Annotated in this window: 11 protein-coding genes; all 11 read right to left on the reverse strand. The window is 68.0% G+C overall.

Annotation, left to right across the window (positions count from 1 at the left end):
• Positions 1-29: 29 nt before the first annotated feature.
• The 11 genes from ACT3S2_RS09890 to ACT3S2_RS09940 all read right to left on the reverse strand — a co-directional run bounded on the left by ACT3S2_RS09890 (position 30) and on the right by ACT3S2_RS09940 (position 13,182).
• Positions 30-1,232 (reverse strand): MFS transporter, encoded by a 1,203-nt coding sequence (locus ACT3S2_RS09890; RefSeq protein WP_444561638.1) that lies wholly within the window; start codon positions 1,230-1,232, stop codon positions 30-32.
• A 41-nt stretch (positions 1,233-1,273) separates the two neighbouring features.
• Positions 1,274-1,792: a GNAT family N-acetyltransferase gene (locus ACT3S2_RS09895; RefSeq protein WP_444561639.1), complete on the reverse strand. Its 519-nt coding sequence runs from the start codon at positions 1,790-1,792 to the stop codon at positions 1,274-1,276.
• 112 nt (positions 1,793-1,904) lie between these two features.
• Positions 1,905-2,729 (reverse strand): inositol monophosphatase family protein, encoded by an 825-nt coding sequence (locus ACT3S2_RS09900; RefSeq protein ID WP_444561640.1) that lies wholly within the window; start codon positions 2,727-2,729, stop codon positions 1,905-1,907.
• On the reverse strand, positions 2,726-5,101 hold the full coding sequence (gene ligA / locus ACT3S2_RS09905) for an NAD-dependent DNA ligase LigA (RefSeq protein ID WP_444561641.1): 2,376 nt from the start codon (positions 5,099-5,101) through the stop codon (positions 2,726-2,728). Before ligA ends, ACT3S2_RS09900 begins: the two co-directional genes overlap by 4 nt.
• Before the next feature lie 41 nt (positions 5,102-5,142).
• Positions 5,143-5,946 carry a lysostaphin resistance A-like protein gene (locus tag ACT3S2_RS09910; protein WP_444561642.1) on the reverse strand — a complete coding sequence of 268 codons (804 nt, stop codon included), beginning with the start codon at positions 5,944-5,946 and terminating at the stop codon, positions 5,143-5,145.
• A gap of 28 nt (positions 5,947-5,974) precedes the next feature.
• A complete protein-coding gene (locus tag ACT3S2_RS09915) occupies positions 5,975-7,000 on the reverse strand; it encodes a S66 family peptidase (RefSeq protein ID WP_444561643.1) in 1,026 nt (341 codons plus the stop codon).
• Positions 7,001-7,055: 55 nt separating this feature from the next.
• Entirely contained in the window at positions 7,056-7,757 is a 702-nt protein-coding gene (locus tag ACT3S2_RS09920; RefSeq protein WP_444561644.1) for a hypothetical protein, read from the reverse strand.
• Between the two features lie 55 nt (positions 7,758-7,812).
• Positions 7,813-9,474, reverse strand: coding sequence for a protein kinase domain-containing protein (locus ACT3S2_RS09925; protein WP_444561645.1), 1,662 nt, complete (start codon positions 9,472-9,474; stop codon positions 7,813-7,815).
• Positions 9,471-11,147, reverse strand: a complete 1,677-nt coding sequence (locus ACT3S2_RS09930; protein ID WP_444561646.1) for an FHA domain-containing protein — start codon at positions 11,145-11,147, stop codon at positions 9,471-9,473. Before ACT3S2_RS09930 ends, ACT3S2_RS09925 begins: the two co-directional genes overlap by 4 nt.
• Positions 11,144-11,980: a PP2C family protein-serine/threonine phosphatase gene (locus ACT3S2_RS09935; RefSeq protein WP_444561647.1), complete on the reverse strand. Its 837-nt coding sequence runs from the start codon at positions 11,978-11,980 to the stop codon at positions 11,144-11,146. The genes ACT3S2_RS09930 and ACT3S2_RS09935 overlap by 4 nt, the downstream gene beginning before the upstream one ends.
• Positions 11,977-13,182, reverse strand: a complete 1,206-nt coding sequence (locus ACT3S2_RS09940; RefSeq protein ID WP_444561648.1) for an RDD family protein — start codon at positions 13,180-13,182, stop codon at positions 11,977-11,979. Before ACT3S2_RS09940 ends, ACT3S2_RS09935 begins: the two co-directional genes overlap by 4 nt.

The raw sequence follows: 13,182 nt of genomic DNA on the forward strand, positions 1-13,182 counted from the left end.
TTCATGGATGGTGGGTTTTCCCCACCAGTCTAGTTCAGGACCGGCGTCCGCCGGTGCCGGTCCGCCGCCCTGATCCCCACCAGGGCCAGGAGCACTGCGGCCAACGAGCCGGTTCCTGCGGCGATGATGATCAGGCGGTCGCTGTCCACCACCAGGCCGGGGGTTCCCAGCAGGAACCCCAGCCCGACCATGATCTTGAAGACCACGGTCAGGTACGCCCAGGCGGCCCCGTGGTGGGCTTCGGGGATCCGGGCATAGACGGCGTTGCGCACCCCTGTGTTGTGCATCCCGTTGCCGAATCCGCCCAGCAGGAACACCGCCAGGATGACCAGGGCGTCTGGCCACAGCCCCTCCGCCAGGATGGCTGCGCCGATGAGCACACCGCCCAGGAGCACCGGGGTCCTCACCCGTGCCCCCAGGAACCTGCTCCCGCCGGTTAGGGCGCCGATGAGCGCGCCCACCGACCAGGCCCCGAGCATCACCGCATAGAGGGTGTCGTTCCCGGCCACCGAGCGCAGATAGAAGACCCCCGCGACTCCTTCGGCGGAGGTGAACAGCACGACGGCGGCCATGGGGATCAGCAGGAGGGCCAGCAACCGGTCGGTGAACAGGATCCGTGCTCCGGCTCCGTCGCCACCGGCGCGAGGTTCCTTGAGGTCGACCGGCACCGCACGGCGCGGCACCACCAGCCCCGCCCCCAGGGCCAGCACCGTGAAGCCCAGGGCGTTGAGGGCCAATACCGGTTGGACGGACCAGGCGGTATAGGCGAGGGCGGCGATCGGCGGTGCCAGGATGCCCGCCAACGATCCGGCGGAGACGATCAGGCTGCTGGCCCGCGCCAGCGGCAGCGGCCCCCGGAGGGAGGGAATGAGTTTGAAGATCGCCGAGGCGTTGATGACGGCACTGATGCTGGCCCCGCACATCAACACCAGGCTGACCCGCAGGTCATCGACGAGGGCCATCAGGGCGAAGAGCAGGACGTGGGCAAGCAGGCTGGCCACCCAGATCCTGCGCAGGTTCGTCCCGTCGACCAGCCGGCCCACCAGCGGGGCCGCCAGGATCGGGGGGATCAACCCCGTGAGGAACAGTATCGTGACACCCCAGGACCCGAGCTGGTCGGCCGCAGCCAGGGTCAGGGCGAAGAGCGCCATCGCGTCCCCGACCATCGAGACGAAGGCCAGGAGCACGAAGACCGGGTAGGTCCTTCGGGCACGGGGCGACGCGGTGGGCATGGGCCGACCCTACTTGCTTGGGCCGGCCGGGCCGCTGCCGGTTAGAGCGGCAGGATGTAGACCTTGAGCAGGATGTCGGTGTCGGGGACGAACCAGTCCCGGTCGGTGGCGCGCTGGAAACCCATCGTCGTGTAGAGGGCGTTGGCTGCTTCCCAATGCCCGCCGGTGGTCAGTGAGACCGTGTCCACGCCGTCGAGCTGCCGGGCCCGGTCGATGACCGCCTCGACCATGGTCCGTCCGGCCCCCGAACGCTGCACGGACGGGTCCACGACCAGCATCCGGAATTCGAGTTCACCGGCTTCGGCGATATCGGCGTAGGGGTTCCCCGGCTGGACCAGGGTCACCGCACCGATGACTTTCCCGTTGTTTTCGGCGACCAGGATCTCGGCTGCGGCGTGGCGGTCGGCGACCTGGCGGACGAACTGCAGGTATTCGTGGTCGGGGTCCTCGAAGTGCCCCGCCGCCAGGTAGGAGTCCACGGTGATGCGGCCGATCTCGTCGTAGTCGGCTTCCGTGGCCTGGCGGATGGTCAGGGGCATGCGGGCGGTTGCAGTAGTCATCACCTTCCAGTTTGACACCTTTTCGTCGTCGCGATGAACCAGGGTCCTCTGAATGTCGCCGAATTCACGGCTTCCACCCCTCGGGGATCCTCCCCTCCTGCCGCGGTCCGGTTCAGTGGGCCGGAGGTGCAGGAAGCAGATCGAAGTCGATGTAGCCGGCGGCCTGCCAGCCCGGATCGGCCTCCGGGCGCAGCACCGGGCACCCGGCTTCCTCGGCGACCAGGGCCCCGGCGGACCAATCGTGTTCTCCGGTGCCGTATTCGGCATAGGCATCGAGGGTCCCATCGGCGACCAGGCACAGGTCCACGGCCGCCGAGCCGATGCGCCGCACGTTGGCGAACCCCGGCAGGAGGGTCGCCACCGCCTGCAGCTGGAAGTCGCGTCGGGTGGCGTCGTACCCGAATCCGGTGGCGAGCAGGGCCCCGGCGGCCCCGGGGACGGGGCCGGTCAACCGGCGCGCCCCGGCGTCGTTCCCGGTCTCGGTCCCTCCCAGCCAGGCTCCCGCCCCGCGCGAAGCCCACCAGGTGCTGGCCAATGCCGGGGCCTGCACGACGCCGGCGAGCCATACGGTGGCTTCCCGGCCGTCGGGGGCGGGACCGGCGACGGCCACCGAGGTGGCGTAGTAGACGATGCCGCGCACGAAGTTGGCCGTGCCGTCCAGCGGGTCGATGGACCAGCGGTAGGCGCTGGGCTCCGCGGGGGTGGTGCTGCCGTATTCCTCCCCGGTGATGGCATCATGCGGGCGTTCGGCGTTGATGACCGCACGCACCGCCTGTTCGGCCCGCCGGTCGTAGTCGGTGACCCAGTCCCCGGCCGCGGATTTGGTGTCGGCGGCGATGTGGACTCCGTGGCGTTCGGCCAGCACGGCGGCGCCGGCGGCCGCGGCGCGGCGGGCGATGGCCAACAGGTCGGCGGTGGCTGCGGGATTCTGGCTCATGCTGGGTCTCCATCGGTGGTGATCTGTGATTCCGCGGATTCCGGGGTCCCGGTCTCCTCGGCGGTGGGTTCGGGGCCGTTCTCGAGCAGGGCGCGGAAGCCCTCCTCGTCCAGCACCCTCAGGCCCAGGGAGACCGCCTTCTCCAGTTTGGTGCCCGCCGCTTCCCCGGCGACGACGTAGCTGGTCTTCTTCGAAACGGACCCCGAGGCCTTGCCGCCGCGGGTGATGATGGCCTCCTTGGCCTCATCGCGGCTGAAGCCCTCCAGCGATCCGGTGACCACGATGGTCAGCCCCTCGAGCGTGCGCTCGGTTTCACCGTGGGATTCATCGACCATGCGCACGTTTTCCGCGGCCCAGGCCTCGACGATCCCCAGATGCCAGTCGATGCCGAACCATTCGATGAGGGCCTCGGCGATGATCGGACCGATGCCGTCGACGTCGGCCAGTTTCTCGGCGGCATCCTCGGCGGTGACGGCTTCGCGGATGGCGTCCATGGACCCGTAGTGGGTGGCCAGGGCGCGGGAGGCGGTGGGCCCGACATGGCGGATGGACAAGGCCACCAGCACGCGCCAGAGCGGCTGCGTCTTGGCCTTCTCCAGTTCCTCGAACAGCTTCTTCGTATTGGCGGTAGGAGCCGAGGGTTTCTTCTCGGTACCCTTGCTCCAGAAGTACGGGACGAGCTCGAACCGACCGGTGCCCACCCCCTTCTCGCGCCTCTCCCGCCAGACCTTCACCTCGGCGAGCGCCTCGCGCAGCGTGTCGTCTCCATGGCCGGTGGCCAGGTCGAAGATCCGGGCTTCGTTGATGATCGGGCCGGGTCCTGCGGGTTTGGGCAGGCCTCCGTGCTCGGCCGGGTCGGGGCCCGGGCCCACGGTCAGGGCCAGTGCGGCTTCCTCACCCAGGGCCTCGACGTCGAAGGCCCCGCGACCGCCCAGGTGGGCGACGCGTTCGGTCAGTTGGGCCGGGCAGGATTCGGCGTTGAGGCAGCGGATGTCGATATCGCCCTCCTTCGCCGGAGCCAACGGCTCCCCGCAGGAGGGGCAGTCGGTGGGCATGACGAATTCGTGCAGTTCGTCTTCGCGTCCCTCCCGCAACGGCAGGACCGGACCCACGATCTCGGGGATCACGTCCCCGGCCTTGCGCAGGATGATGGTGTCCCCGATGAGCACACCTTTGGCCTTGACGACGTCCTGGTTGTGCAGGGTGGCCATCTCCACGGTGGATCCGGCGACCTTCACCGGTTCCATGACCCCGTACGGGGTGACACGTCCGGTGCGCCCGACGTTGACGCGGATGTCCAGCAGCTTGGTGTGGACCTCCTCGGGCGGATATTTATACGCCACCGACCAGCGCGGTACCCGGGAGGTGTATCCCAGCGCCCGCTGGATGGCGAAGGAGTCGGCCTTGACCACGATCCCGTCGATGTCGTGGACCAGGGAGTGCCGGTCGGCCCCGTAGGTCTCGATATAGGCCAGGACCTCGTCGATCGAGTCCACGACCTTCGAGTACGGGGTCACCGGTAGGCCCCAGCCCTTGAGGAGTTCGTAGGTTTCGGACTGGGAGGCGGCATCCAGCCCCTCACGGACCCCGAATCCGTGAACGAACATGCCCAGCGGGCGTTTGGCGGTCTCGGCCGGATCCTTTTGGCGCAGCGAGCCGGCGGCGGCGTTGCGCGGGTTCGCCAGTTCCGGTTTGCCGGCTTCGAGCAGGGCCTCGTTGTATTCACGGAATTTTTGCGAGGGGAAGAAGATCTCCCCGCGGATTTCGACCTCCGTGGGCCAGTTGCTGCCGGAGAGTTCGGTGGGGATCTCACCGATGGTCAACACGTTGTGGGTGACATCCTCGCCGGTGGTGCCGTCCCCGCGGGTGGCGGCCCTCACCAGCTTGCCCTCACGGTAGAGCAGGTTGATCGCCAGTCCGTCGATCTTGACCTCACAGAGCCAGCGCAGCTTCTGGTTCGGGGCCCGGGTTCCGGCGTTGACGGTGGCTCGTTCGAGCCAGGCGGTGAGTTCCTCGAGGGAGAACACATCCTCCAGCGAGTACATCTGGGTCAGGTGGACCACCGGGGAGAAGGCCGCGGAGACCTCGCCGCCGACTTCCTGGGTGGGTGAGTCGTTGGAGACGATCTCCGGGTGCAGTTGTTCGATTTCCTCGAGGCGGGTGAACAGGACATCGAACTCGGCATCGGAGACGATCGGGTCGTCCTCAAGGTAGTAGGCCATCCGGTACCGGCGGACATCGTCGATGAGCTGCTGGTACTCCTCCCGCAGTTGCCCCGCGGGGATGACCTCGTCACCGGCGGCGGTGCTCGCCCCCTCGGCGGAGGCGGTGGTGGAACGGTCCGTGGTGTTCTGCTGCTCGCTTTTCGTCACCCCTCTATCTTGCCCCACCGGCCCTTGGCGTGGCGACGAGGTCAGGCGGGGACGACTCCGGCGAGCTGCAGGGCAGGGAAGATGACGGCGGGCGAGCTCGTGAAGAGGTTGACGATGAAGTGGGCGATGGTGATGGGCAACAACCGTTTCTGTCGGAGCACGATCAGCGCCGATCCAATCCCCCATACCGTGAACGCCACGACGTAGACGATCATGGCGTCCGCCGTCGGGGCGAAGAAGGCGTGCTGGGCGCCGAAGGCGACCGAACAGACCAGCACGGTGGCAAGGACGGGCCACCGACGCAACAGGCGTGACTGGGAGTAGCCACGGAACACCGCCTCCTCGGCGGGGGCATTGAGCGGGGCGAAGGTCAGAACGGCAATGATCCCCAGGGCCAGCCCCCAGCCGGGTTGGGTGATGGCTGCGGCCTGCGGGTCGTAGAAGACCGTTCTGAATGCCGTGAACATCTCGGGGCCGTGCAGGGCCCACATGGTGCCCATGATGGCGGCGACGAAGGGCAGGTAGAGGACGAGGATCCAGAGCAGTCCCCAGCCGATTTCGCGCAGCATCGGACGCCGGGCCGGGACGAACAGGGAACGAAGGTCCTGGCCTTCGGAGCGCAGGAAACGGGCAACGAGCCACAGCGAGACGATGTTCACCGGGAGCAAGCTCAACGAAGCCAGCAGGGGCGACGGCGGAAACGAGGCCGGACCGTCGACACCGACCATGACCAGCCAGGCGATCGTCGTGGCCAGGGCGACCAGCCCCACCCGCACGATCAGCAGGACTCCCCCGCGCAGGGCGTGGGCTCTGGCCACAACCGACGGTGCTGGTTGCGCACTCATGGCATCAGGGTACGTCCTAACCCGGGAATCAGGGCAGCAGGTGTTGGGTGATCTGCCCGTGCCCGCCGACCAATTCGACCTCCGCCAGCGCCCCGTTGACCAGCGGCATCTGAGGAGGCTGGTGCCCCGTATCGAAATCAAGGATCACAGGAATATCCAGATCCCCCAAGGCCCGCTCCACCGCTTCGGCCTGCGTGAGTTCCGGGGTATCGGGAGCAGTGGTGCGACCGATGAGTACTCCGTTGGCGTGGTCGAACCATCCAGCCAAACGCAGTGCCCAGAGTGTACGAAGCACGCTCACGGCGTCGGAATCGACGACTTCGAGGTAGACGATCAGTCCTTCGGGGGCATGCTCGCGGGCGAATCCCGACAGATCCCCATAGCTGGATCCCGAGAGCAAGGATACCGTCTCCAAACACCCTCCCAGGAGTCGGCCACGCAGTTCCACGTCCCCGGCATGCAGCGACCTCCAGGCGGTCGGTTCCTCATAGGCTTCGGCCCGACCCAACGGTTCCTCATCCCAGTCGGACCACGGGCGTGACCGACGATACGGGGCAGCTGTTTGGGTGAAGGACGCGCCTTCGGGCAGTGCTGCCACCTCGGTCCAGCGGTGGAAACCTGTCGGCAGTTCCCACGGCTCGTCCATGAGGCTGCCACCGTGAATGGTTGCGACACCGGTGGTGATCGTCAGTGGCAACAGAAGAGTGGAGATATCCGACCAGCCGACGAACCAGGTGGGGTCCTCCGCGAGGGTGTTCCAATCGGTTCCTTCGACGATTTCGATGGCCAGCTTCCCTCCCCAGGGCGGCAGGACGGCACGGGCCGGACCGGAGAAGGCGGCAGCGAGTTCGGCCCGCCGCGCGGATGGCGGGCCTGAAGCCAGTCCCTCCTGACGGACGGATTCCTCCACCTGTACTTCGAATCCGGCAGCGCGCAAGTCCGATACCGCATGGTCCAGCCGGGGGTGCAGGGAGACCGGGACGCCCATCGACGGGACGGTCACCTCGATTCGGTCTCCGGCGGAAAGAGGGCGGGGGTATCGCATTCCGGTCATCTGGTTGACCCTAGCAAGGCACGGGCCAGTCTCTGCCCCGTCTTGAAAACGACGACTAGTCGTCGGCGGCAGGGGCTGCGTCCAACAACGGCAGATCCGCGGCGACCACCAGATGCGAGGTGACGGCATGTTCGACCAGGCGGGCCCGCCGGTTGGTTGCCAGTTTGCCGGCGCCCCCGCGCAGCCCGGCGACTCCTGATTTATCCAGCTTGTCGCAGACGTTGTCGAGTTTGCGGTTGAACTTGGTCAACGGCCACCCCAGCCGGGCCGCTGCCTTGGCCGAGGTCGGGATGGAGCTCAACCCGGTGCCGTCGCGGCGGAGCATCGGTTCCGCCAGGGAAACCACCAGCGCCCGCTGGGCCTCGGTGAGCACGACGGGGCCGATCGTGGTCTGTCCATCGCCGTCGTCCGCGTTCCATTCCTGGCGGAAGGCCGGCGTCGTGAGGTGGACCGAGAATTCGTAGGTCGTGGGTCCGGCGGTGAAGACGACATTGGTCTGGCTGAACACCAGGGGGATCCGGGCGCCCGGCGCCACCCAGGCCTGGAGTCCACCGGTGGCGTCGGCGATGGTCGCCGAAAGGCGGGAACCGACGTTGGAGAGCCACCAGATGTTGTCGTAGCAGGCCACGGTGAGGAAGCGCCGGTGCAGGTAGGGGTTGTCGTCGACCTCCAGATCGCCTTCGCGCCCAATGGTGAAGACCTGGTCATCAGCGACCGGGAACCATTCCCCGCAAAAATCGATGTTCACTTCGGCCATACGTCGTTTCCCCCTGGGTCGTCCATCAACTTTCGGCAATCATCCACCCACGAGACTAGCCGTCCGAACAATATCTGCTGGGGTCCGAGGACTTCCCCGTCGATCGCACCAGCACCACTTGGATGCACGTGGGCTCCCCCTGGGCTTCCTCGGTGGTCGCGGTGGGTTCCTCGGCCTTCCGGTTCTCTCCTTGCTCGGTGGCCGTCACCGGCGCCCAATAGAAGACATCGCCCTTCTTGGCCTCCGGGTTCTTCCACGTGAACGTGATCTTCGAACCGGCCTTCTTCGCCGCGAAGTCCCCGACCTGCGGAACCTTGCCCTCCTGCCCCAGCAACGGGTCTGCCGGTTCCTTGCTCAGGGACACCCCCGAGGAGACCTCCTGGTCCTCGCTGCCCCGGTTCAACGCATTCACCACGAAGATCCCCGCGATGACCATCGCCAGAACGGCTCCGAGTCCGGCCACCAAGCCGGTCGGGAACCGTTGTTCCACCCGTGCTCCGGCCACCGGGGTCGGCGGGACCGCGGGAACCCACCCGCCGGCGTCGGGCCCTTCCCCGGGAACGGAATCCTGCGGGTTCCGGGCCCGCCCGCCAGAGGAACCGGGCGCGGACCCCACCCCGGGGTGGGATCCCTGCCGTTGCCGCGATCCGGCCAGCGAACCGTCCGGCAGCCGACCGCGCATGATCGTTGCGTCCTCGGCGGCCGCCGGATCCACTGCCGGTGGATCCGTGATGGGCGAGGAGGGCCCCGGCGTCGGGGCCCCGGCATCGGGGTCGATGGAGACCACCTGCCGGACCCGGGTCGCTTCACCGCCGTCGTCCTCTCCGGGCTCTTCCCGGGGAACCGGCTCCTCCATCACTTCGAAGGCGGTCACCGACAGGCCGAGTTCGGCCTGCACCCGTTGCAAGGCCAGGGCCAGGTCATGGACGGATTCAAAACGGGCCCCGGGGCTCTTGGCCATGCTGGTGGCCAGCGTCTGTTCCAGGGTCGGGGGCACATCCGGACGGTTCAGCGAGGCCAACGGGGCGGTGGTGATCCGCGAGATGAGTTCACGCTGGGAGTTATCGGCCCCCGACCGCACGAAGGGTGAACGGCCGGCCAGCAGCGTGTAGATCGTCGCCCCGAGGGACCAGACGTCCATGCGCACGCCGTTGGGCGAGCCTCCGGCAAAGGCCTCCGGCGGTGACCAGGGAATCGATAATCCGGCTTCATCGTCCAGCGCATCGGTGGTTCCGGAAATACCGAAATCGGTCAGGGCCGGCCGGTTGTAGTCGGTGACCAGGATGTTCGCGGGTTTGATGTCACGGTGGACGATGCCGGCACGGTGCGCGGTCTCCACGGCCGAAGCGACCTGGATGGCCAGCGACAGGACCTCGTCGACGCCGAGACGGGCTCGCCGGTAGCGGACGTCCAGGCTCGGTCGGGAGCAATACTCCATGGCCAGATACGAATGGCCTTCGGCGGTGATATCGGCTTCGAAGATCGTCACGATGTAGGGGTGTGACGACAGTTGGGCCATCAGGTTGGCTTCGGATTCGAAGCGTTTGCGGGCACTTTCGGTCTTCAGGTCCGACAGCAGGACCTTCACGGCCACCTTCCGGCGCGGCCGGTCCTGCTGGTAGAGGTACACATCCGAGAACCCACCGGATCCCAGAAGGTTCAGGTATTCGAAGCCCTCGATCGACGGTGGGGGCGCCGGCGGACGCTTCCCGCTCACAGCAGGCCCTCGAAGCGCAATGAGACCCCGTCCCCCAAATCGGCGATGTCCCCGTCGAGCAGCATCAGCTGTTCCCCCTGACCGAGTCGGCGCGGGGGCATGCCCTGGCGCACCAGCAAGGTGCCGTTGGTGGCCTTGAGGTCCACCAGCATGACGTGCCATCCCTCGAGCCGGACTTCCAGATGGGACCGGGAGATGTCCCCGCTGGGGCTTTTCACGTGCACGACCCGCGGCATGGATTCGCTCACCGAACGGGTGATGGTCGGCTGGCGACCGACGACGGCGGGACGGTCCAGCTCGACGACATCGCCGTCGGAGATGACCATCCGGCCCAGCGAGGGCCGGGCCACATCGGTGGGGTCATCCCCCAACGGGCCGTCGCAGACTCCGCAGGTTGAAGAGGTGGGCGGGTTCGCATGCCCTGCGGAGCAGAGCCGTCCCAGGACCAGCGGTCCGGTCGCCGGTTGTTCCGTGGCCGGGCCCCGGGGCGTCGCCGGGATCGCCTCGGTGGGCAGGTCCCCGCGCATCACCGTGTTGCCGTCGTGGTCGCCCCAGGAAGGTGCCGCGGTCGCCTCTTCATCGGCAGCGGGCGGCGCAGGGGTTTCCGTGCGGCCGGGTGCCGAGGTGATGGTCGGCAGGTCATCGGCGCCGGCCTCGGGTTCGTCGGATTCCTGGGTTTCGGTGGCTTCGGGGCGGGCTTGGGCCCGTGCCGCTGCCAGCCAGGGGACGGCGTCGATGAGTGCTTCGGGATCCGGTTGGTCCTCGTCTGAATGGGGACCGGCGATGGTGTCATCTGATACCCGCTCCTCGGATTCCGGTTCCGCGGTCACCGGTCCCTCCGGGGTTGCTTCGGCGACCGGTTCCTCGGAGGCCTCTTCGCGGGCGGCCGGGGACAGGACGGTGTTCGTTTCGTCGGCCTCCTCGGCCGAGACGACCTCCTCCGCAGCGTCGGCGCCCCGCTCCTGCGGGTCCGCCGGCTCCGACGCACCGATCGTATCCGCCTCCGCCTCGGGGTCCTGCTCGGCTTCGGGTTCCGCGGCTGGTTCAGTTTCCGCAGCGGCACTGGGTTCCACCGCTGCTGCGGTCTCCGGATCGGCCTGGTCATCGTCCGCGGGGGCGGCAGCGGCCTCGATCGCGGGCCCGGTTTCGGTTGGTTCCCCTGGCCTCTCGTCCTGTTCCGGGGCCGAGAGCGGCTCGATGTTTCCCGGGGCATCGGTGGGGAGTTCGACCTGCAGGCGACCGAAGGGGACGATTCCCTCCACGATCGGCACCCAATGCAGTTCGTCGCCGTCGTTCTGGCGCAGTACGTCATCGAGGGCCAGGCTGAGGCTCTCCTGGTTCGGGATGCGACGTTCCATCCAGGTGGTGACGCCGAGACCATTGACATGGGTGCTCAGTTCACGGCCTTCGGCAGCCATCGAGACCGGGCCGCGCAGGATCGTATGCACATCGTTTTCCAGGCTGATGATCCCGAACGGGGCCATCCCCGTCAGGGCCAACCCCCGGGCCGAGAGCACCGCCGACAGCAGGGATTCCACCCCGGGCGTGCCCTCGAGTGCCTGCCAGAGGTGGTCGAGGTGTTCCGGGTCGGTGTCTTCGGGCAGCAGTACCAGATGGCCACCCCGCACCAGCGCCCACCAGGGGCCGGGGATGTAGGTGATCCGCATGCTCATTGCCCCTCATCCTCCGGGCGCGGTTGGGTGTGGTCGCTTTCGATCGCGTCCCGCGGTGCGGTATCGGTGAACTCGTCGTCGTCGTGTTCGAGTTCCACATCGACGATGACCAAGGAGATGTTGTCCCGGCCGCCGGAGCGCAGCGCTGCCTGCAACAGGTCATCGACGGCGATCTGGGCCGGCGTCCGGGCCAGCAGCACATCGCGGATCGCCCCGTCACCGACTTCGTTCGTGAGCCCGTCCGAACAGATCAGGAGCCGGTCCCCGGGCCGGGCCGGGAGCATCCAGAAATCGGCTTCGCTGTCCTCCCCGGTACCCAACGCCCGGGTGATGACGTTGCGGCGGGGATGAGTCAGTGCCTCCTGGGCGGTGATCTCCCCCCGGTCAACCATTTCCTGGACCTCGGAGTGGTCCACGGTCACCTGGCGGAACTGGTCGCCGGAGAGCAGATAAGTCCGCGAGTCCCCGACGTTGAAGACCAACCAATACACCGCTTCCCCCTGGCGGACCAGGGCGGCCCCGGTCACCGTGGTGCCGGCACGCGATGCTGCCGCCTCACGGATCGCCAGATCGGCCGAGACCATGAACTGCTGCAGATCCTCCGGCGTCAGCCAGTCACCTGCAGCCTCCTGCCCTTGCGCGAAGGTGGCCACGCAGATGCTACTGGCCACCTCTCCCGCCTCGTGCCCGCCCATGCCGTCGGCCACCGCGAAAAGGTGCCGTTCGGCCAGCACGGAGTCCTCGTTGAGCGGACGACGCAGTCCACGATCACTGGCCAACCCGACCTCCAAGGCCACCTGGCCGTCGGAGGGTCGGGGAACCGCCCCGCTCATGCGGGGCTCACTACGAAATAACGGTCGCCGAAGTACACGGTTTCACCATACTCGGCATGCTGGGACTGGCCGGCAGCCAGGGGCTTCCGGATTCCGTCCGTCCCGGTGATGCCCGAGCCGTTGGTCGAGTTGCGGTCCGTCACCCAGAGCCCCGAACTATCGGCGGCCAGATGCAAATGCGTTTTGGAGACCGAACGGCCCATATCCGCGTAGTTGAACAGTTCGGCGACGTCCTCCCCGTCCTGGGCTGCGGGGTTGCGGCCGATCAGTGCCGTGGATTCCAGCACCATGATCTGGCCGTCGTCGAAGCGCAGGCGGGCCCCGTGGACCGCCTGGGCCACGGCCGCCGACCGCAGTTGGGTGTACTCGGCCTCGTCCTCATCCACACCGACGGGTTCCCCACCCGCGGCCGGGGCCACTGGTTCGGGGGCCGGCGGGGCGGCGGCGGGCGGTGCTGCCGGAACGGCTGCCGGTGGGGCAGCAGCGGGGGCCGGCATCGGGGCGCGGGGCCCGGGCGGACCGGCCGCGGCGGCGGAAGCCGCCCCCGATGGCTGCGGGTTCATTCCGGGGACCCCGGTGATCGGGCCACCGGCCGTCTCCTGGGCCAGGGCCGGCCACTCCGCCTGGCCGGAACCGTAGTCGGGATGTCCGGGCTGGCCGGGGGCGGTGACTCCTCCGGGGGCGAAGGCCGAGGGGCCGAAGAGGCCACCGGTCAGCAACGGGTTGCGCCCCTGGTTCACGTCGACCACCAGGGTGTGGGCGGCCTTGTCGTGCCAGCCCTGGCGCTGGTGGTTCGGATCCCAGAGGTTGGAGAGCAGCATGATGATCGGGCCCACCACGGGGACGATCCCGGAGATCCACACCAGGGCACGGCGAATGAAGACCTTGCCCCAGCCGGGGGCGAAACCGTCCTCGTCGGCGGTGCGCAGGCCCAGTGCCAGGTTGCCAGGGGTCTTGCCCGTGCCCGCTTCCCAGCCCCAGAGGACCACCGCGTAGGCCAGGACGAAGACGGTCAGGACCATCGAGACGGTGGCCGTCTCGGCGAGGAGCTCGCCGGTGCTGAGGTAGCCGGCCCCACTGAACGTGGAGGAGGTGGCGCTGAAGTAGATCATCATCGCCAGGAGCACCGGAACGATGTCCAGCAGACCGGCAACCAGTCGTTTCGCGGCCACGGCGTTGGCCAGGTTCAGGTTCTGGGCCAC

This window comes from Arthrobacter sp. AOP36-A1-22 (assembly GCF_052377615.1).
Lineage (GTDB): Bacteria > Actinomycetota > Actinomycetes > Actinomycetales > Micrococcaceae > Arthrobacter_H.